Annotated in this window: 17 protein-coding genes; 2 read left to right on the top strand and 15 right to left on the bottom strand. The window is 39.3% G+C overall.

Features of this window, described 5'->3' with window-relative positions; all coding sequences use genetic code 11:
* Positions 1-106 precede the first annotated feature (106 nt).
* From PQ456_RS09610 to PQ456_RS09595, 4 genes are all read right to left on the bottom strand, one after another.
* Positions 107-2,770, bottom strand: coding sequence for a cation-translocating P-type ATPase (locus PQ456_RS09610; protein ID WP_273615909.1), 2,664 nt, complete (start codon positions 2,768-2,770; stop codon positions 107-109).
* A gap of 254 nt (positions 2,771-3,024) precedes the next feature.
* The gene (locus tag PQ456_RS09605) at positions 3,025-4,074 is read right to left on the bottom strand and encodes a pectinesterase family protein (RefSeq protein ID WP_273615908.1); all 1,050 of its coding nucleotides are present in this window, start codon (positions 4,072-4,074) and stop codon (positions 3,025-3,027) included.
* Between the two features lie 254 nt (positions 4,075-4,328).
* On the bottom strand, positions 4,329-4,484 hold the full coding sequence (locus PQ456_RS09600; protein ID WP_273615907.1) for a hypothetical protein: 156 nt from the start codon (positions 4,482-4,484) through the stop codon (positions 4,329-4,331).
* A 224-nt stretch (positions 4,485-4,708) separates the two neighbouring features.
* Positions 4,709-6,307, bottom strand: a complete 1,599-nt coding sequence (locus tag PQ456_RS09595; RefSeq protein ID WP_273615906.1) for a catalase — start codon at positions 6,305-6,307, stop codon at positions 4,709-4,711.
* Between the two features lie 770 nt (positions 6,308-7,077).
* On the opposite strand from PQ456_RS09595, the gene PQ456_RS09590 reads away from it, so the two are divergent.
* A complete protein-coding gene (locus PQ456_RS09590) occupies positions 7,078-7,815 on the top strand; it encodes an AAA family ATPase (protein WP_273615905.1) in 738 nt (245 codons plus the stop codon).
* A 230-nt stretch (positions 7,816-8,045) separates the two neighbouring features.
* Here the strand turns inward: PQ456_RS09590 and PQ456_RS09585 are convergent, their stop codons facing one another.
* Complete coding sequence (locus tag PQ456_RS09585; protein ID WP_273615904.1) at positions 8,046-8,492, bottom strand: nuclear transport factor 2 family protein; 447 nt, start codon at positions 8,490-8,492, stop codon at positions 8,046-8,048.
* A gap of 18 nt (positions 8,493-8,510) precedes the next feature.
* On the bottom strand, positions 8,511-9,725 hold the full coding sequence (locus PQ456_RS09580; RefSeq protein ID WP_273615903.1) for an MFS transporter: 1,215 nt from the start codon (positions 9,723-9,725) through the stop codon (positions 8,511-8,513).
* A 445-nt stretch (positions 9,726-10,170) separates the two neighbouring features.
* Here PQ456_RS09580 and PQ456_RS09575 point away from each other — a divergent pair, with 445 nt between their 5' ends.
* Positions 10,171-11,817, top strand: coding sequence for an esterase/lipase family protein (locus PQ456_RS09575; protein WP_273615902.1), 1,647 nt, complete (start codon positions 10,171-10,173; stop codon positions 11,815-11,817).
* A gap of 239 nt (positions 11,818-12,056) precedes the next feature.
* On the opposite strand, the gene PQ456_RS09570 is transcribed toward PQ456_RS09575, so the two are convergent.
* The 9 genes from PQ456_RS09570 to PQ456_RS09530 all read right to left on the bottom strand — a co-directional run bounded on the left by PQ456_RS09570 (position 12,057) and on the right by PQ456_RS09530 (position 22,553).
* A complete protein-coding gene (locus tag PQ456_RS09570) occupies positions 12,057-12,866 on the bottom strand; it encodes a histidinol-phosphatase HisJ family protein (protein WP_273615901.1) in 810 nt (269 codons plus the stop codon).
* Positions 12,867-13,015: 149 nt separating this feature from the next.
* Positions 13,016-14,176: an NADH-dependent flavin oxidoreductase gene (locus PQ456_RS09565; RefSeq protein WP_273615900.1), complete on the bottom strand. Its 1,161-nt coding sequence runs from the start codon at positions 14,174-14,176 to the stop codon at positions 13,016-13,018.
* 182 nt (positions 14,177-14,358) lie between these two features.
* Complete coding sequence (locus PQ456_RS09560) at positions 14,359-15,837, bottom strand: MDR family MFS transporter (protein WP_273615899.1); 1,479 nt, start codon at positions 15,835-15,837, stop codon at positions 14,359-14,361.
* Positions 15,812-16,738: a TetR/AcrR family transcriptional regulator gene (locus PQ456_RS09555; RefSeq protein ID WP_273615898.1), complete on the bottom strand. Its 927-nt coding sequence runs from the start codon at positions 16,736-16,738 to the stop codon at positions 15,812-15,814. Before PQ456_RS09555 ends, PQ456_RS09560 begins: the two co-directional genes overlap by 26 nt.
* 325 nt (positions 16,739-17,063) lie before the next feature.
* Positions 17,064-18,077: a metal ABC transporter substrate-binding protein gene (locus PQ456_RS09550; protein WP_273615897.1), complete on the bottom strand. Its 1,014-nt coding sequence runs from the start codon at positions 18,075-18,077 to the stop codon at positions 17,064-17,066.
* A gap of 60 nt (positions 18,078-18,137) precedes the next feature.
* On the bottom strand, positions 18,138-19,058 hold the full coding sequence (locus PQ456_RS09545; RefSeq protein ID WP_273615896.1) for a metal ABC transporter permease: 921 nt from the start codon (positions 19,056-19,058) through the stop codon (positions 18,138-18,140).
* Positions 19,004-19,708: a metal ABC transporter ATP-binding protein gene (locus PQ456_RS09540; RefSeq protein WP_273615895.1), complete on the bottom strand. Its 705-nt coding sequence runs from the start codon at positions 19,706-19,708 to the stop codon at positions 19,004-19,006. The genes PQ456_RS09545 and PQ456_RS09540 overlap by 55 nt, the downstream gene beginning before the upstream one ends.
* Before the next feature lie 271 nt (positions 19,709-19,979).
* Positions 19,980-21,338, bottom strand: coding sequence for an alkaline phosphatase (locus tag PQ456_RS09535; protein WP_273615894.1), 1,359 nt, complete (start codon positions 21,336-21,338; stop codon positions 19,980-19,982).
* Between the two features lie 213 nt (positions 21,339-21,551).
* Entirely contained in the window at positions 21,552-22,553 is a 1,002-nt protein-coding gene (locus PQ456_RS09530) for an aldose 1-epimerase (RefSeq protein ID WP_273615893.1), read from the bottom strand.
* Positions 22,554-22,623 lie beyond the last annotated feature (70 nt).

Below are 22,623 nucleotides of genomic sequence, written 5' to 3'. Positions count from 1 at the left end.
TCTACTCTACTATTACAACATACAGCCTGTGATCAAGCATTTATCTGCTTCGATCACAGGCTGTTTTTTATCTGTTATTTTACATTTGAAATGTAATTTCTAACGTTTAGGACGAAGTTACTTGTTGCTTCATCGTTACTCTAGTACGTATCCATTTAGCTACTTCCATTAACAATACCGCTCCTAGTGCAAGCCCTGTAGCTACAGCCCATTGCTGTACACCAAACTCTACAGGAATAGAGAATATATCGCGTACGCCTGGAAGTAATGTGACTCCATATAGACACAGACATAGAGCTACTGCTCCCAATACATATTTGTTGCTAAATATTCCTACTCCAAATGCTGTCTGTACATTAGAACGTGCAGCAAAAGTCTGGAATGTTCTCGCTAAAATCAATGTTGTAAATGCCATAGCAACACTCATTTCCGGCGAATGTTGTAAGCCGATATACTGCGACAAAATCACTGCAATACCGATCAGCGCACCGCGTGTAATAACAGCCTGCATCGTTCCACCTGCAAAAATACCTTCATTGATATCTCGTGGCTTCCGACTCATCACGTCAGGTTCTGCCTTTTCCATTCCTAATGCAATAGCTGGTAAAGAATCATTCGCTAGGTTAATAAAAAGCAATTGAATCGCTGTAAACGGATTGATCCAATCCATCAGTAATGCAAATAAAATAGCAATAATAGCGCCTAAATTGCCTGCAAATAGATAGGCTATCGCTTTTTTGATATTATCAAATACGGTTCTACCTACACCGACCGCATTAACTATAGATACAAAGTTATCATCTGTCAGTATCATTGCTGCCGAGTCTTTGGCTACGTCTGTTCCACTACCCATCGCAACTCCGATATCTGCTTGCTTGAGTGCTGGTGCATCATTTACACCATCACCAGTCATGGCTGTAATTTTACCTTTTTTCTGCCATGCACGAACGATTCTAATTTTATTTTCAGGAGAGACACGCGCATAGACAGCGATTTTTTCTAATTGATTGTCTAGCTCCTGTTCAGACATTTGATCCAGTTCTTGACCGGTAACAGCAATATCCTGATCGTCCATAAGACCAATATCTCTGCCAATCGCTTGCGCTGTTGTTTTGTGATCACCGGTAATCATAACGGTACGAATACCTGCCTTTTTGGATTCGGCAATCGAACCGGCAACTTCTTCACGAGGTGGATCGATCATAGCGCTCAATCCTACCAGAATCAGTTCCTGTTCATCATCTATACCAACTTCAGTCTGCTCATTCGGTATAATCTTATATCCATAAGCCAGTACACGTAATGCACGATTGGAAAAGTCTTCATTCGCAGTCTGCATCCGCTTGCGAATTTCATCGGTCAGCGGAACAACTTCATCCCCTACAAATACTTGTGTACATCGACCGATCAATACGTCTGGCCCACCTTTGGTTAACATCGCTTTTTGATCATCAAAAGTATGAATTGTAGACATCAATTTGCGATCAGAATCAAAAGGAATTTCTCCTTCACGTGGAAATTGTTCACGAATCTCATTGTAGTTTTTATTCTTTTTATTACTAAAAGCGATCAATGCTACTTCGGTAGGGTCACCTAATTCTTTGCCTTCATCATTGATATTAGAGTCATTACATAATACTGCAATATGCAGTAATCGGCGTTCTCCTTCTGACCATTGTTCTGGATCATCAGGGAAATCGTCAGTACTTCCATCTGGCAAAAAGTAATCGACAACTGTCATTTTATTTTGTGTTAACGTCCCTGTTTTGTCTGTACAGATTACACTGGTCGAACCTAACGATTCTACAGCAGGTAATTTGCGAATAATAGCATGCTGTTTTGCCATTTTATTTGTTCCTACGGATAATACAATCGTGACAATCGAAGATAATGCTTCTGGAATAGCGGCTACCGCTACAGCCACCGCGAACATTAATGCATTTAAGATTGCTGCTGTCATATCTACCACTTCATTAGCAAACCAGATCCGTCCTGCTTCTACGCCAAAGATCACAATACATAATAATAAAATAAAAATGCCTAACTTTTTGCTAAAACTTTCAAGCTTCCGTTGTAAAGGAGTCTGCTTGGCTTCTGCACTTTCGATCAGTCCAGCGATTTTACCTATTTCGGTATTCAATGCTGTTCCTGTAATCACTACTGTACCTCGCCCATAGACGACAAGTGAACCGCTAAAAACCATATTACGGCGATCACCAATAGGTGCATCGGCACCGATCACATCAATATGTTTGTCTACAGCTTCTGATTCTCCAGTCAGCATACCTTCATCGACTTTGAGACTGCCTGATTCTAGTAATCGTCCATCTGCCGGTACATAATCTCCAGCTTCCAGTAACACAATATCTCCACAAACTAATTCTCTGGCTGCTACACTTTGCTTTTTACCATCTCGAATTACTTTGGCTTCAGGCGCAGACATTTGCCTCAGTGCATCTATAGAACTTTCTGCTTTGCGCGTCTGTACTACACTGATAATAGCGTTCAGTATTAACACAAAGAAAATAATAATCGATTCTACCCACTGCCCTAATACCAGTTGTACAGTAACAGCGACTAATAATACGATAACCATCGGATCTTTAAAATTTTCTAAAAATAATTTCCATGTCGGTGTTTTCTTTTTACCTTTCAGTTCATTATATCCTTCTGCTTCTATACGCTTCTCAGCCTCTTGCCCAGATAACCCTTGCGTAGAACTATCGACATCCTGTAGCACTTGATCGGCTTCTTGACGATAATATTCCATTCCACCACTCCTATTCATTGTAGTATTTTTGTTATGGCAATGTTGATATGTAGATGTTTTAATAACGTATAACAACGGTTTTATGTACTTTTTTTACCCAAAAAGTGCTACGGATTACCTGTATTTCATATGACGTTTTAGTGACAGATCAAAAAAGCACATCTACCACTTCTGCCGATGACAAAAGGAAGATCTGCTTTTTCAATAATGATGTGTATATAAAAGTATATTGAGAATATAAGCAAAATGATGTATTAATTCGCTTGTGTAGGATTCCACTGGTCATTTCCAGCAAGTACACTTTGAATAGTAATGACTTTGGCTTGATCATCGTTTAAAAATTTTGCCCATTTCACGCGTGCATTGTTGTTAGCTCCTGCACCTTTGCTTGCATATTCATAATAACGAGCGGTCGATTCATTCGCTGGATCACGCCAGTTATCCCAGCCTGTAGGTTGAATATGTGCTCCCATATCTGTATTGATATACGTCACTGCTGAATAAGGACGCCATGGTCTACCCAGATACACCGATTGATTAGCCGTTCCACTACTGGTCAGACGACTATTTAGAAATACATAGCCATATTTCGTGTCTGCTCCTGTAGAAGCGGCAGTTATATAACCTGCACCCAGACTATGAATCTGACATTGATCAAACACAGCTGTCGCTGATCCGAAAATAAAATCAACGGTTCCTTCAATATAACAATTTTTGAAATACTGTCTGCCTGTACCCGGTGTATATAAAGTATCTTGATACCCTAGAAAGCGTACATCGGTATAGATCGCTTTATCTGCATTATTATAGAAAGCGACAGCTTGCCCTGCATTCATACCTGCATTGTTGCGGAACGTAATCGTTTTGGCTTGAAAATAATCGCCTTTGACAGTCGTACTTGCGCTATTCGTTGTACTTCCACTACTAGCATTGGTTGCATTGTAGCTAAGTATCGTGCCTGTTGCACTTTCACCTTGTAATGTAATATGGGGCTGAGTGATTGTTAATTTCTCTGTATACGTTCCATTTTTGATATAAATAATTTTCTGTTGAGTATTGTTAGCTGGAATCGAATTGATCGCCGCTTGTACACTTTTGTATTGACCTGAGCCTTTCAGATCGACCACTATGGCGCCTGACGGTATAGACGCTGTAGCTGTAGCCAATTCTGTAGCACTTGATGATGTGAGAGAATTAGTAGGTGCAGAAGAAATATGATTTGTATCCGCAGAAGTAGTTCCTACCATAGATAAAGATAACGCAGTAACAATCGCTGTTGTTCCTAGCACTGTCCATGTTTTCATCCAATCACTCCTTGTATAAAATAATTTCCTCAGAAAAAGATAACGCTTACATAAATCACTAAAATGAATATATTTTTAAATATTATTGGTACGGGTTTATATTACCTTTTGTATCCTATTTTGGAAATATAAACATACAGAGATACTACCCAATAAAAAAGACCACTCTTAGTGAAAAGAGTGATCTTTTTGTTGAAATGTTTATTGGTATAACGCTTCCCTTTGTCCTGTATTTACGATGATTATATTCGTACTTATGCGATCAATTGCAATTCTTTCGCCTGTTCTTCAGTCAAAATAAACTGTTCATTTGCATACGTATCATCGTCTTGATCGACTCCAAACATCTGCATTACTTTGTCCCAGATTCCTTTTTGGACTGCTTCTTCACGTGTAATAATAATTTTCATTGTTTTCTCCGCCTTTGCTATATGTATATCGTCTTTCTTATCATTAAACCGTTTTCATCATAGATTAAACGATTAGCTGACAATCTGTGCATCTATCAGGCTCTATTTATGGCAAAATAAAACTCTCTATCGCATCGCTATGATCAGCGAACACAATAGAGAGCTTCTATAAGACTTTGTATTAATCATTTAATTACAGAGCAAAGGTGATAATGACGACCCTATTAATACGGCTTCGCGTCATTTCCTTTTTCTTCTGCTAAATTAGCGGATTTATGAGCACGATGTCTTGGTTTTTTAGAAGGATCAGCTTTGAGTTTAGCTAATTCATCTGTTACACGCTGTGCATACTCTGTGTCTGCTTGTTGTAAATTAGCGATAAATTTATCACTGATCACATCAGAGCATTCAAACAGATTAGCGGCGATATTTGCTACTAATTCATCGCGTTCCCAATCTTCAAAGTCACGATAAGTCTGACCAGCTTGTGCAAAATCGTTAGGACGATCTAGCTTCTGACGCATTAGATTTACATCATAATAATGCGGTTCATGATCAGCACCTGCTTTGGGAGATTCTTTAAGACCACCTAGAGAAGAAGGCTCATAATTGACATGAGGATTCTGCTTCGGTGCCGCATCCGGTGCATAACGCATTTGTCCACCCGATTGGTTAGTGGCTACATTAGACTTCGGCGCATTAATTGGCAATTGTTGATAGTTCGCTCCTACCCGATGACGCTGAGTATCTGAATACGAGAATGTGCGACCTTGCAACAACTTATCATCCGAGAAGTCCAATCCATCAACCAGTACACCTGTACCGAAAGCCACTTGTTCTACTTCTGTAAAGTAGTCTACTGGATTACGGTTGAGCGTCATTTTACCTACTGGAAGAAATGGGAATTGATCTTCCGGCCATAATTTGGTCGGATCCAATGGATCAAAATCCAATTCAGGATGATAATCATCACTCATAATCTGTACACATAATTCCCACTCTGGATATTCGCCACGATCAATTGCATCATACAAATCAACGGTCGCATGATTAAAGTCTAACCCTTGCACTTGATTCGCTTGTTCTTGCTTCAAATTCTGAATACCTTGCTCCAACGGTTCCCAGTGATACTTAATCAACACTGCTTCTCCATCTTTGTTTACCCATTTATACGTATTCACACCGGAACCTTGCATTTGCCGGTAGTTGGCAGGAATCCCCCATGGTGAAAAGAGGAATGTTGCCATATGTGTAGACTCCGGACTATTTGCCAGAAAATCGAAAAAGCGTTCCATATCTTGCACATTTGTGATTGGATCAGGCTTAAATGCATGAACCATATCAGGGAATTTCAAAGGATCACGAATAAAAAATATTTTTAAGTTGTTACCAACCAAATCCCAGTTCCCATCTTCGGTATAGAATTTAGTCGCAAATCCACGCGGATCACGTAAAGTTTCCGGTGAATGATTACCATGCACAACTGTAGAAAAACGTACAAAAACAGGCGTTTGCTTTCCTTTTTCTTGAAAAAGCTTAGCACGTGTATACTTGGAAATAGGCTCATCGCCAGCCGTTCCATATGCTTCGAACACACCATGTGCTCCAGCACCACGAGCATGCACGACACGCTCTGGAATACGCTCCCGATCAAAGTGAGAGATTTTTTCTAAAAAGTTGTAATTCTCCAGAGTAATCGGACCTCGATTACCTACTGTTCTTACATTCTGATTGTCAGTGACCGGATGTCCCTGACGATTCGTTAACGTCAATTCTTCATCGTGTTCACTTGCTTGCGGGTGCTTCTGATTATCGTCTGCCATGGATAGTCCGCCTTTCGAGAAAGTATGAACTTGCTGTATTCCAAATGAACAATAATACACAGGTGCAAATTGTACAATTGCTTCTACTCTAATCTCCTTCAATAGAATGTACATCAATACAACATACAATCATGAATAAAGAGAATCAAAGTATTACCTTTTTTTACCTGCCTGAGCACATTATAAAACATTTTTTGTACAAATAGTGTACTATTTTTAAATTTATGTCTGAAATGTGAATGAAGATATGATGAAGTTGGTAACGTTTGCTTTTCATTTTGGACTTCCTCATAATAGAAAATATATAGAAACAATCAGGCTATGGTGCCCCTTCCTTCTACTTTCGCAAATGGATGTTTTATTAGGGACACCTGTTTCCTGATTTTTTTATGTTGTAAAGTAAGATGATTTTGCAAATATTATTTTTGAATAAGAACGGTTAGCGCTTATCGTATTAAGCGTTTAAGGAGTGCGCCTGATCTACGGATCAATTTTCGATTTATTTACATCGTGAATTAAAAGTAATTATACATACTCAGCAACAGGAAACCCCATTGTCTCCACTAGATCAAGATCAGATTTTAGCGGACTTTCTGTAATAATGGCTATATCAGATCGCTATTTTTCGTTTCAAAACTAACTCTTTGTACGTCTTAGAAGTGTAGTACCTGATGATGGCTTATAGATGCTCATGAGTTGCTGCACTTTTATTTATGTCAACGATTCGTAGGTATCACAAAGATAGGTATCTCAAAAAGGAGTTCTTTGTCATGTCTCTTCGAAAGATTACGTTATTGAAAGACAAAATTGAAGATTTCGATAGCTATCCATTTTCGCTTCCTTTTATTCGGCATATGGATCAGCTTTATCTGGAACATCCAGTTACATTCTTTGTTGGTGAAAATGGATCGGGTAAATCGACGTTGTTAGAAGGAATTGCTTATCAATGTGGATTTCATACAGCAAGTGGTTCGCGTAATAACAGTTATGAAGTCGATCAATCTCAGTCTGCTTTGGGTGACTATTTACGTCTGTCATGGCTTCCCAAATTAACAAATGGTTTTTTTATGCGTGCAGAATCTTTTTATAACTTTGCTAATCATATTGATGAAACAGAGAAAATATGTCCAACTGGATATAACAATTACGGTGGCAAGTCACTTCATCATCAATCTCATGGAGAATCGTTTTTATCATTATTTACGCAAAAGTTCACCAAATCACGTGAACAATCGATATACCTGCTAGATGAGCCCGAAGCCGCTCTATCTCCTGCCAGACAACTCTCTTTAATGCGGATCATCAAAGACCTCTCGCCACGATCACAATTCATTATCGCTACCCATTCTCCGATCTTACTCGGCTACCCTAATGCTGAGATTATTAGCTTTGATCAAGATCGGTTACAATCGGTAGACTATCAGGATACCGATCATTACCAGATCACCAGACGATTTCTGGAAAATCCAAAAAGAATTCTAGATGAGCTGTTTAACGATAACGACTAGAATTATAGTTATTGGTAGTTTATTTTATAGAATGCAAACGACGATATTCTATCTAACGAACATATTAACAATGATTTATGCAAATAGTCAGTTTACTTCTATCAGATCAACTACTCATTTCATAAAAACTGCAAACCAAAAAGCCTTTATAGCTACCACTCAACTATAAAGGCTTTTTATTTTCGTGATGATAAGAGCAATACCATTATGGTGAGCTTACTTATCTAGCACTAAATCACATCAAATTTCAACCGTTCCAATCGTGTATGTTGAATATACCATTGACCATCTATCGCTACAAACGTCTCATAGTAATAACCATACCCGTGAAATGATAGATGTTCACTTCCTTCTGGAAAAGTGACGTAATCCTCCATCGGCGAGATCACTTTTGCTTCGGTTGCAGAAATCAATTCAATTTCGGCACTATGTACCTGATGTACCGTTTCCGCAGGATGAACGAGGTCTTTGAATACTTTTACAATGATATCCCTGCCCTCTAACAAAGGAATCGGATTGCCTTCTGTGCTGAAATCAGCTACTGCATTAGGAGCAAATACACTGCCTAATTCATCCCACTGCTTCATATCAATAAGACGACAGTACCGGGACTTGGTATTACGAATACTTTCATAAGCGAGTAACACTTCGATATCAGTCATAAATGAATATTTCATGGCTTGGCCTCCACTTTATCAGTCCAGTTCTAACCCCTTAGTCTCTTTCCCTAGAAAAGCAACTGCGGCTACTCCGATAAGAATCGTAACAAAAAAGATAGTGAAAATCGTACTAATCGCTACCCCTTTACCTACCAGCATCCCTACCAGAAATGGAGCGATAACTCCACCTATACGTCCAAATGCCGCCGCCATACCTACACCTGTTGAGCGTACTTTGGTTGGATACAATTCAGGAGTATACGCATATAATCCGCCCCATGCCCCTAGATTAAAGAAGGACAAACAAATTCCTGCCATTAATAACGATGCTGTCGTGGTAGCAAATCCAAACCAAATTGCACTAACCGCTGTCAAAATAAGATATACGATCAATACAAATTTCCGACCGAATTTCTCAATAAAATAAGCAGCTGTAAAGTATCCTGGCAACTGCGCTAACGTCATAATTAACACATACTCAAAACTTTTGATCAAAGTAAAACCTTTCAATCCCATCACAGAAGGTAACCATAAGAACATACCATAATAAGAAAAAACAACCGTAAACCACAATATCCACGCCATAATCGTTGTACGGCGATGTTCACTGCTCCAAATATCTGCTAATCCTTTCACAAACGAAGCACGTCTGCCTGCTCCATTTTTCACAAACTTCGGCGAATCTTCGATGGCCCGGCGTAAATATAATGCATATAGCGCAGGAACAGCTCCTATAATAAAGCCCCATTGCCATCCATATTGGGCAATAACAAAGTACGCAACAACCGCTGAAATAATCCACCCGAATGCCCAGAAACTTTCCAGTAATACAACTGCACGTCCACGATCTTGTACAGATACGGATTCAGAGACCAGTGTAGAAGCAACAGGAAGTTCCCCACCCAGACCAAAACCTGCGATAAACCGTAACACTAACAACATTCCAAATCCTGTTGCTAACGCAGACAATCCACTAGCAATAGAGAATATGAGTAATGTCCATAGCAAAATCGATTTACGTCCATAACGATCTGCCAGATATCCAGCAGTTGCCGCACCTACTGCCATCCCTACCGAGTTGATACTAGTTAGATAACCAATTTGTTGTGGTGCAAGATTCCAATCTTTTGCAAGTGCTGCTGCGATAAATGAGATCATTCCCACTTCCATCGCATCAAACATCCAGCTAAATCCAGCACTGACCAGCAACTTACGTTGCTTTGGATTTTGCAACATTTCTAACTTATTCATGCACTTTGCCCCTTCTTTCTCTGCGCTTGTACTTTTTGTTACATACTTTACCAAACTCAATATCCGCTCATCGAAAATGAACGATATGGACGTGTATAGCAACAGTTCTATTGCTAATAGTACCGTTATAGTAGAGATCGCTAACAACAGATGACCTCTTTGCTATCGTCCAAAGTGAATATGGCATGTTCACGAATTCTATTATAACCACATTTCTAAAAATATACCTCTCATCTTTTCATTTCAGCTATAAAAATTTTAAATTTTTATTAATAATAAGCATATCTATATAATCAGATGATCGATTATGTATTAATTTTCCAATAAAAAGACTAGATTTGTAAAACCATTTTATACATAAATAAGTATCGCTTCTAATATTTCAAAATTAAAATCTTTCTGAGGATAATACTTATTATCCAGACCACATTACAGGAGGAATATAATGAACATCAAGCGCACGCTTTTAGGGGTATCTTTTACAATGATTCTTGGATTAACTGCTTTGCCACAACAAGCATGGATGGCTCCCATTAATCCTGTGGTAGCACCTTCGCCGGGTGCATGGGCAACAGGACAGACTCCTGCCAATGTTTCTCCCAACAAACCTGCTATTTTATTTGTACATGGTCTGACCAGTAAAGCGAATGTCTGGTATGAAGATAACGATATGTATGAGTACGCATACAAAAATGGATATGAGACTGCTTTTATCAATATGTATGATATTACAGGCACACCGGAAGACATGTGGAAAGACGGAGAATTACTTGCGAGCAAAATTCAAGAAATCAGCAAATATTTTGGCAAAAAATTAGTTATCGTGGCTCACAGTAAAGGTGGAGTAGATACCCAATCTGCGTTAGTGCGTTATAATGCTTACCCTTATGTTTCTCGCGTCATTACACTCAGTACACCCCATCATGGCTCACAATTAGCCGATCTAGCGTATAGCAGCTGGGCAGGATGGTTAGCAGATCTTGTAGGATCGCAAAGTCCGGGAACTAGCTCCCTTCAGACATCCTATATGGATTATTTCCGCTCTGAAATGGCAAAAGATCCTGATGTTAATAAAGTGCCTTTTTACACAATGAGCGGTAACAAATGGTCTGGCTCTGGTAAAGCTTCTTATACATTCGGTGGGTCTTACTTATCATTGTTCGGTAGTAATGATGGTGTTGTGACTACAGAGAGCGCTCTATTGCCAGGTGCTACATTGATTCAGTCTGGCGCATGGAATCATAAGACCGTTCGTACAGGCTCTTTTACTTTTGATCTATTTAAATCTTATCTAGGTACGGTGCCTGCTGCTGTTGCTAGTCTACATGCTCCTTCTGCGGTAACCAAAGACACGTATAACGTAGACTCAGATATACAAGACACCCCTGCATCTGTTAATTATATGGCTCAATCTTCTCCTTCGACCAATACTAATAGTGCTACTTCGGAAGAAGGTCATGGACAATATTATATTCGTGGAGGTCAACATTCCGGCACAGCCAATGAAATCTTAACTGTCGAAAATAAGGTAAATCAAATCTCGCTTGATTGGATCAGCGATCAACCATTAACACATTTAGAACTGCTCTCCCCAAGTGGTAAACTGCAAAAAGTCAAATTACAATCTACTCCAGACGATGAATTTTTCCATGGGGCTTATCACCAGCTAGTTACTTTACCACAACCTGAAGCAGGAGAATGGAAAGTACAAGCAACCAGTGCAACGAAAGGCGCTTATCTAATGACAGCCGTCTATACACCGGGTGCAGAGCAAGCCGAATTGAAAACAAATCTTTCTAACAACCAACTACGTATGAATGTAAATACAGAAGGTCTGGATCAACAACGTACTCACCTGAACTATACAGTGAATTATTACCATCCAGACGGTAGCAAGCTTGCTCCTCCTACAGAACGTAGTAATCGCTCGATGGCTACTTCAGAATCGGTAACCACGCCTGTTACCAATGCACCGTCTATTTATGTGGTGACAACCGATATTGATGGCTATACAGAAGCAGGTTATCCTTATCGTCGTACATTAGTGAAGTCTGTCTATGTAGATGAGCAAGGCAATACGTATAGCAATTAACATTATATCTGACACCAAATTGCGTACTTGATCAGTCATTTGACTATATCTAGAGATCAGATAAGTTACAGAGAATACGTATAAGCTCAAGATAGAGAAAAGTTAGTCTCTATCTTGAGCTTTTTTTCTATCTTGAACTTTTTTCTTATTTTATATATCTACTGACATGTATTGAACTATCAGTGAATGGCTTGATAGACACCTGTTAAGACGATCTTATCCACCCTGTTGCTTTGAATCTATTTCTTATCAAAATAGTATTTATCTAGTGCAACAGCTTGTGGTTGTCTTTGGTTATACGTATATATAGCCTTGAATCCACATTCTTTTGCCAGTTGTATAGCATCACTAATCTCTGCTCCTGTATGTTCTACAAAATGTGAATCAGAACCGATCGTTAGCAATTCTCCACCCATTTGACAATATAACTGCAATACTTCTCTGGAAGGAAAAGGCTCTCCTGCTCCACCACGCCAGCCAGACGTATTGATTTCGATACCGATATGACGTGTGATCGCAGTCTGCAATATCGCTTCGATAACGTCTTCATAATCACTCAGCTTATAATTTCCGATATTACCTACTGCGTACCTTTTCAATAAATCTAGATGAGCAATTATATCAATATCAGCATGCTGTACCATGTGTAATACTTCTCTAAAATACAATTCATAATGATCGATACCTTCTTGAGCAAGGAAAAGTCTTAGCTTGCGTTCGTTCATATTATGTACAGATCCGAGAATAAAATCGAGCGGTTGATGCGCCAATGCTTCTTCGTATTGCGTCTGCATATAATGAGGTTCACACAATTCAATGCCTGCTTTGATGATTAATTTCCCTTCATATTGCTGTTTACACCTTTCAATCTCTGCCAAATACTGTGTAAAGTCTAAATGCCCGTACGTAGGCAATACAGGATTGACCGCATAATGTTCTGTAAAACAAATCTCTTGCAGTCCACGCTCCACTGCTTCTGCACATACGTCACTCATCACAGCGCGTGAATCAAACGAATGATTCGTATGAACATGATAATCATAGATCATTGCTATTTTCCTTCTTTCTTTACAATTCTATATGACTTCTATTCAAGCCAATAACAGCTATCTATTCAGAATATATATTCGTTTTACATTATAAAAAGACTGCCCTTCTTCTACCGTAGCAGAAAAAGAACAGTCTGTATATTGCATGCTTATTTCGTTAATGTGCTTGATTCTTCTGCATCTTTCACCGGGAACCAACCAGTCATAGACATGATAGAGTTCCACAATGGATCTGGAACGACCAGACGATCTTGATCATGCTTGGTTAATGAATAATCGATTTCTGACTCACGACCGGATTCTACTTTTTCTACCCAGTCTGGATCTACGATCAATTCGCGTCCAAGTGCTACCAATGGTACACCAGTATTCAATACGTTCAATGCATCGTCAGGTGTATTAACAGCACCTACACCGATCACAGGAACTTTAGCGCCTACACGTTCTTGAATAATTTCAAGACGGGAGCGTTTGTCATCGACACCACGACGTGGAGTAGAAGCATATTCCATAAGAGATACATGCAAGTAGCTCAAGTTTTTCTCAGCTAGCGCATCGATCAATGTCAATGTATCCGCCATTGTGATACCAGGTGTTTCTGGTTCTTCTGGAGAGAAACGGTAACCTACGATAAAAGGTCCTTTAGCATGTTCTTTGACTGCGCGTTGTACTTCGTCTACCACAGCTAATGGGAAAGTCAGACGTTTTTCTAAGCTTCCGCCCCATTTGTCTTCACGACGGTTCGCATGTGGGGAAAAGAATTGTTGCACCAAGTATCCGTTAGCACCATGAATCTCTACACCGTCAAATCCAGCTTCAATTGCATTTGCAGTTGCTTTACCAAAATCAACGATAATATCATCGATTTCTTGAGCTGACAATTCACGAGGAGCTGGAGCTTCTGTACCATCATTCGTACGATCTGTTGGAATAGCACTTGGAGCCGCTACATCGCCATTCACTAGATCAGGAGGACTTAGACGACCAGCATGGAAGATTTGCAAAACAGCTTTGGCACCGTTAGATTTCAACGTTGTCGCTAGTTTGCGTAGACCTTCTGTAAATTCAGCACCTGTTGCGCCGAATTGATTTTGGAAACCGATACCGCCTTTGGTTACATAAGCAACCGCTGTTACAGCCAAGCCTACACCTGCTGTACGGCGTGCATAATATTCAAGTTCTGCATCAGATACAGTAGCATCTGTATTAGAAGAAAAATGTGTCATAGGAGCAAGGACAATACGATTTTTTAATTCGATACCGTCATTCAGTTGGAAAGGTTCAAATAAAGATTTGTATTTTGTATTCAAAGGATATCTCTCCTGTTCTCTTTATCGTTCATATTATTTAATGTGACTATATATATTATAGTAACCAATTCAATTTTATGCAAGTAATATACTAAAAATAATTAAGTATATTAAAATACCTATTGTCACCCTACAATGAATGTGAACAATAGGTATTTTGTCTATCTGTATTACAAGCTATTTTATGATTGAGAAACAGCTTTTCGTTTGTTGCTCATTTGAGACGATGATGCTTTTTCTTCTTGTGAAGCTGTACGTTTATGTGGTGGTTCTTTTAAGAAGAAAATTAAAATTAATGCTAACACCGATAAGCCCGAAGCCACTAAGAATGCCATATTGGTACCATGAATCAAAGCATTTTCAGTAGAATTTCCTAATAGAGCAGATGAAGAACTAGCATTTGTCAAAATTGTAATCAATACGGCTGTTCCGATTGAGCCACCAACTTGACGTAATGTATTATTCATCGCTGATGCGTGAGATAACAGATGTGTAGGCAATTGGTTCAGACCTGCTGTTGTCACAGGCATCAATACCATCGACATCCCGAACATGCGCAATGTAAACATAATCGTAATATAAGTAATCGAAGTGGTAGACGTTAAGAACGCAAATGGAATCGTTCCACCCGCCATTAACACCAGACCGATCGTACTGATTACTTTTGCACCGTATTTATCAAAAATACGTCCTGTTATCGGCGACATAATTCCCATTAAGATCGCACCAGGTAACACAATTAATCCTGAATGTAATGCCGACATATGACGCGCATTTTGAATATATAAAGGCATCAATGTTGATGCACCGATCATCGCGGTAAATACGATTACTGTAATAATCATCGAGACAGTAAATACACGATCTTTAAATACGCGGAATTCTAACAATGGTTCTTTTAATTTGAATTGACGAGTTACAAATAAATACAAACTGATTGCACCTATTAAAATACTAATAATAACAATTGGATCACTCCAGCCTTTGGAAGCACTACTGAATCCGTACAATAGACCACCGAATCCAAGTGTCGATAACGTTACTGAAGTCATATCTAGCTTAGGATTACGAAGTTCACTTACATTTTTGAGAGCAAATACAGCAATCACAAGGTCGATCACTGCGATAGGTAAAATAATGTAGAACAGTGTACGCCATGAGTAAGAATCTACGATCCAACCCGACAATGTAGGTCCGATAGCCGGGGCAAATGAAATGACTAACCCGATCATACCCATTGCGGCACCACGTTTTTCTTTTGGAAAAATAACTAAAAATACAGTTTGCATCAGCGGCATAATAATACCTGCTCCTGCTGCCTGTACGACACGACCTACTAACAATGTTCCAAAGTTAGGTGAAATCGCTGCGATCAATGTTCCTAATGCAAATAATCCTACAGACGTAATAAAAAGCGCCCGTGTTGAAAATTTATCAATCAAATACGCTGTAATTGGAATCATAATTCCGTTGACTAACATAAAAATCGTTGTTAACCATTGGGCTGCTGTTGCATCAATATTCAGATCAGCCATAATATGCGGTAATGCAGTGACCAGTAGCGTCTGATTCAGTATGGCTACAAAAGCACCTGCTAGCATAATAGCGACAATAAGCGTAACGTTTAATTTCGGCTTATTCTGTGTTGAGATATTCTCCATCTTTCTTTTCCTCCCATGTTGCACGATATACATGTTGTAGTTGAGCTACTTCCTGTTGAAGCTCTTCTCTCTTCTGTAAATATGCGATTAATGCTTCCATCATAAATGTTTGTGGTATAACCTTTTTGCGTTCTGTGTTTAATCGTTCGGTGGCGGCAATCAGATCAGGACGATTAGATTCAGGCGAACGCTGATGAATCGCCAGATTCAGTTCTCTCATCACTTTACGCCATTCACTTTCGCCAAAATATTTCTGTCTAACATCTGGAACAGACAAATCGAATTGTTGCGCCATTTGCTCGGTAACTAAAGGCACACTGTGACTATGTTTTTGGATCATAGCTTCCAGACTTTCAACAACAAAATCAGATAAAGCAGACAGCTCAAAAACAGTGTTGTTGTTCCAACGTAATAAAAACATAAATTCTTTCACAATTCCTTGCATACACAAGGCTAAATCCCACACAATCGGCTCTACTTTGTTTCCAAAAGCCTGAAGGATCGCTTCTTTTTGCCAGTTCAACATAGTGCGCTTGAACTGCAACATCGCTGTGCGAATTTGTGTGCTTAACTCTAGGGGCATAGTCTGATTCAACACTAAGAAAAACTCATGCTTTAACACAAATTCTTGAAATTGTACTACGAGTTTCTGTGTAAATTGTTCTTTGGGTGATACATGATCTTCAAAATGTAATCGATTCGCTGCTAATAAAATCTCTTCATGCATCTGCTTCACAATCTGCAACAAAATGTCTTCTTTCGATTCAAATAACTTATAGATCGAGGCTTTGGACATATTGCACTGTTCTGCTATATCCTGCACAGTTGTTGAGAAATAACCTTTTTCTGCAAACAACTGCCCTCCTGCTACAAGAATCAAACGTTTACGTTCTTCTACCATAATTCATAACCTCTTCTGCACTATACTTTCACACATTTTCTCTCTATTGAAACGCCTAAAAACTTTATAGTACTCACGAAACTCTGTAGTTCTTATACTTACTATTTTATACCCCGTTACGAATGAAGTCAATCTTTGCAACCAATAAAATATGTAAAATTGTTCATAAAATTTTCTTTCACCATCTGATCGATATTTTTGATAACGCCTTACACATCTCTATGTATAACAAAAAAGACAGCCTCTATATACGATAGAGAAACTGTCTTTAAGATTAGATATATAATGATAAACGCAACGCAAACATTAACGTATACATACGTTATTATTCATTTAAAGCTTTTTCAAGCGCTGCTAAGTTAGTACGCATGACTGAGATGTAATTTTCACCAGCAGACGTTTCTTCACTTGTTAAGCCTTCTAATGGATTCAGTACAGCCGTTTTGGCACCGACTTCATCTGCAATTGTTTTGGCTACATTAGAAGAAACCAATGTTTCAAAGAAAATCGTTTTTACATTATTTTGTTTAGCAAAATCTACGATTTTGGCCATTGCTTCAGCGGATGGTTCTTGTTCAGGGGATAGACCTGCAATCGGTACTTGAGTCAGACCGTAATCATGAGCCAAATAAGCAAAAGCAGCATGTTGCGTAATAAAGTCTTTGCGTTTTACGTTAGATAGACCTGCTTTGTATTCAGCATCTAACTTTTGCAGTTCTGCAATATACGCATCTGCATTCTTTTTATAATCGGCTGCATGGTTAGGATCCAGTGCAGTCAAAGCGGTTTCGATATTACGTACTTCAGTCTGTGCCTGGATAGGAGACAACCACACATGCGGATCAAATTCTCCATGATCATGACCTTCTTCAGTAGCGTGTTCTTCTTCATGACCTGCTTCTTCGCCTTCATGTTCTTCTTCTGTACTTGCCATCAGTTGAATCCCGTTACTTGCATCGACTAATTTGGGACCACTGTCTCCTAATGTATCTTTCACTTGATCGATCCATGACTCTACGCCACCACCGTTATATACGAGCATATCAGCATCGGTCATTTTAGCGATATCTTGAGCAGTAGGTTCCCAATCATGAGGTTCTGTACCTGCAGGAACTAACACCTGTACATCGGCTAGATCACCGGCAACTTTGGAAGTGAATTCTTGCATTGGATAAAAGCTAGTCACGATATGTAACTTATCTCCACTTGCGGTAGAACTACTCGTACCTGCTGTTGATGATGCTGAATCGGAATTATTACCACAAGCTGCCAGCAACGTACTCATACTTAACAAAGCGATTAAAGGAAGTTTGATCCAACTCTTTTTTTTCATATTCATGTGTAATCACTCACCTTTCCTGATTCCTCTTTATTTATATATGATATGTGTTGATAGGATTTATCGTTTATTCAACACTTGTGTTTTCACTTTGCTATTTTGCTCACTACGATTTTGCCGTTGCCAGAATCGGCGACTATCAATATCAGGTGTATATCCATCACTGTTGTTACGATTCAAGCGATAATAGATACGTTGAATCCCCATACCTACTAATAAGAACGTAAGCAGTAATAGCGCTACTGTAGCACCTGGAGGGGTATTCACATAATACGAAGTCGTTAATCCTCCGAACATGCCGATCAGACCAATCGCTACAGCAATAATAAGTGCAGATGTAAATCCTTTGGCAAATCGAAGCGCTAGAGCAGCCGGTAAAGCCATCAAAGCAGATACTAACAACACGCCTACAATCGGCATCGCTGCTGCTACGGTCATTCCTGTTAATACAGCAAATGTCTGTGATAACCAGCGTACATGAGTACCACCGATCTGTGCAGTTTCTTCATCAAATGTTAGGTTATATAATGGACGTCTCATACTCACCCAGTAAATAATAACAAGTGCAAAGACAGTGCCTATAATCCATAGTTGCGTGGTGCTGACGGCTACAATCGAACCAAAGAGATAAGAACTAAAGCTACGGGTTAACGATGAGCTCATACTCATTAATACCAATGCCAGTGCTAGACCACCTGTCATAATCACAGCAACAGATACTTCTCCATATCCACGAAAATTACGTCTTAATCGTTCGATAATCAATGAGCCTAATAAAGCGATAATAAATCCACCAATTGATGGGTTGAAACCAAGTACAGCACCTATCGCTACGCCTGCCAAAGATACGTGAGAAAGCGTATCAGCCATTAATACCTGTCTGCGTAAAACAAGGTAAACGCCGAGCAGTGGAGCGATAACAGCAATCATTCCTCCGGCCCAAAACGCGCGCTGCATGAACTCGTAGTCAAACATGCCCATCCTCCACCCTCCTCTCTCTCCAAACGAATAATACGATCCAAATACGGCTCTGCTTCTTCTAATCCGTGTGTTACCATCACTACAGTACGTCCATGTTTTTGCACATGATGACGCATCAATTCATAAAATCCTTTACGGCTTTCGAGATCCATCCCTGTTGTCGGTTCATCCAGAATCAAAACATCGGGTTCTTGAGCGAGTGCACGAGCGATACAGACACGTTGCTTTTGTCCGCCAGATAATTCTCCTATTTTACGATCACGCAATTCCCACATGCCTACCGCTTCTAGTGATGATTGAACCAATTGAGCTTGCTGAGGGCCAAAGCGTCGAAATAATCCTAGATTCATATGACAACCGGAACGAACCAGTTCATAGACTGTACTAGGAAATCCACTATTAAATGAAGATACCTGCTGAGGTACATAACCGATTACAGGTTTGGATCCTTTTTCATTGCGCTTAATCTGTACTTGTCCACTCCAGGGTTTTAATATGCCTAACAATAATTTGAGTGAAGTGGTTTTGGCAGCACCATTGGGGCCGCTTAACGCCAAAAATTCATTACTATATATTTCCATCGATAATCGATTAACTACCGGTTCACGATCATATCCAAAGATAACGTCTTGCATCGAAGCTAATAACAAGATATAGCGCTCCTTTCATTGTTTCCGTTCTTATCGTAATTTTTACGAATACCACCTGAATAACTTTACTCCTATGCTATTCCTCTTGTCAACCTATTTAAACAAAATAATTACGATTTAGAATTTTTCGTTTCATTTACTTCATTTAGATATCTAAATTACTTCAACATGATCTATCAAAAGCAAAAAAACAAGCCCTGTCCCTACCTTCGACTATTACGTCTGCAAGGTAAGAAGAGAGCTTGTTCATTCATGTATTCATGTTCAATGATTATTGTTTTAATAAAGAAAAGATAATTTTAGCGTTATCTGTATTATCGATTAAGCCAGCAAATCTTTCTTTTTGTGGTCCAAAAGCATATACAGGAACATCTTCACCTGTATGTCCGCCTGTTGTCCAGCCTGTAAAGGAACGCGTATCAAAAATCTTCTCGATCGCATTATCGATAGTAGTTACATCTTTTTTCACAGCTGCTTTTTGTACAGATTGAATCTCTGCTGCTGTTAACGGGATAGAGATATATTTTCTTAGTGTGCTTTTTACATTGGCACCTTTCGCGATTTCATTCGCCATAAAGTCAGGTGTACGTTTAGCTGCTTTTAACGATTCTACTTTAAAATTATATTCGCCACCAGCACCTAATGTCATTCCGCCTGTAGAGTGATCTGCTGTTGCTACGACTAATGTTTCACCATCTTTTTTAGCAAAGTCGATTGCTGCTTTGTACGCTTTTTCGAAATCGCCCATTTCGCTCATTGCGCCAACCACATCATTATCATGACCTGCCCAGTCGATCTGACTGCCTTCTACCATTAAGAAGAACCCTTTATCATTTTGATCCAGACGTTTGATCGCTGCATTGGTCATTTCTTCTAATGAAGGTGTTTTGTTCGTGCGATCAATCGCTTTGTCCAATCCACCTGGAGCGAACAATCCTAGCAATTGAGTGGTATTATTGTTCAACAAGCCATTGCGATCTGTTACATAAGAATAGCCCGCTTTTTTGAACTCTTCCGTTAGATTACGGTCTTTACGTACAAAATAGTCTTTTCCTCCACCTAGCAGTACATCAACTTTATGCTTACCATTGATCATTTCATCAAAATAATCATCAGCGATTCCAGCCATATTTTTACGACTCGGATCATGAGCACCAAAAGCCGCTGGAGTCGCATGCGTGATCTCCGAAGTTGCTACAAGCCCGGTAGACTTACCGTTTTCTTTCGCTTGTTCCAACACCGTTTTGACGTTGGATTTGTCGTTATCTACTGCGATTGCAGCATTGTATGTTTTGACTCCGCCTGACATTGCTGTTGCAGCTGAAGCCGAATCGGTAATATTTTCTGCATCATCTTCAGGATATGTAGTCTGTGCCCCTACAAGATAAGCATCAAAAGCTGTTTTTTCAACTGTTTTTGTTGCAGGGTTATCTTTAAAGTAACGGTAAGCAGTCATATAAGAAGGCCCCATACCATCACCAATTAAGAAAATAACATTTTTTACTTTAGCCGGTTGATTCAAAGCGGTCATGCCATCATCCTGAGCAAGTGCAGTCTGCGATACTCCACCTGTCAATGTGATTCCAGCAAGCGCCGCAATCGTAATCATTTTTTTCATCGTTTGTTTCATTTTGTACAAATCCCCTTTTTTATCAATTAGAAAATATATGTATCAACAACCATATTCAATATACCGATCATTTGTGAATTCTAAACCTCACTAATATCAACGCAATGTAAATTTATAAAACGCTGTAAAAAAGCATAAAAAAACGCTATCAATCTATCGATAGCGTTTTTGATATTATGTTCAAGTTCACTTAACACAACACTTCTATATCTGTTACTTCTGAATAGTATACAAACGAGAACTTTCTTCCCAGATTTCACCTTGTTGTAGACGGTATAATCCTTTTTCATCATCAGGTAGATCTACATTAGGTGCATTCACCAGATTAGTCTGTGGCTCAGGGCAGATAAATTCACCACACGCAATATTGTTCCAGATCATCCAGTGCTTATATGCTGTTCCTACATCATAGACTAATGTTACACCCAGACGTGTATCTGTAATTTCGGTAAAGTTACGTCCACGCTGAGGTACAGCTGTATAGTGATTGTCTGCTTCTTCCCCAGAAGGATTCGCGCCATCTGTCTGGAACTGTTCTTCCCATGCTGACAATGGTTGGAATTCGCCAGTTGGTAACATACGCTCTGTCATCTGATAACGCTTACCAATAGTCGCTTTAAATGACATATCTTCTGACGAACTATCTGTCGCAAAAGGAGCATTTAACGCGGTATGGAAAGCAAGCATCACTGGCATATCTTCTGCGCCGTCATTACGGATTTGTATTTGTTGCAACAATCCATCGACAGACAATGTATATTTCAACTTCACTGTAAATTGATGTGGGAAATATTTGTATACTTCATGGTGTTCATCTACACTTACACTCAGCAATACAGAACTGGATTGTTCATTAGCTTCGTACACATCCACATTCCAAGGAATGGTATGCAAAAATCCATGCAAATGATTATGTGTTTCTACTTCATTGATCGGGAAAGTATATGTTTTGCCATTCCATGTAAATGTTCCATCTTCATAGCGATTCGGCGGGAAAAGAACGGGAATCCCATTTACCCCTGGATTCGCACGAAAAGCATCCATCTCATTTTCTTTGGGTTCACGCAAAAAGCGATATCCTTTTTCATGATCACGATAAGCAATAAGATTGGCTCCAATCTCTGGTAATACAATCGCTTCTTGCTTAGCATACGTCAATACAATAGCAGGTTCTCCTTGATACGATTGTTCAGAAGCGCTGGTAAGATTAGACATGAACAAATTCCCCTTTTCTTATTGTAAGATGTAAGATAGTTTGCTTGGCGAAAATCACTTTTTCATTAGA

The sequence above is a fragment of the Paenibacillus kyungheensis genome (assembly GCF_028606985.1).
GTDB classification, from domain to species: Bacteria; Bacillota; Bacilli; order Paenibacillales; family Paenibacillaceae; genus Saccharibacillus; species Saccharibacillus kyungheensis.
The sequence above is the reverse complement of the archived record's forward strand: the minus strand, read 5'-3'. Positions and strand labels throughout refer to the sequence as shown.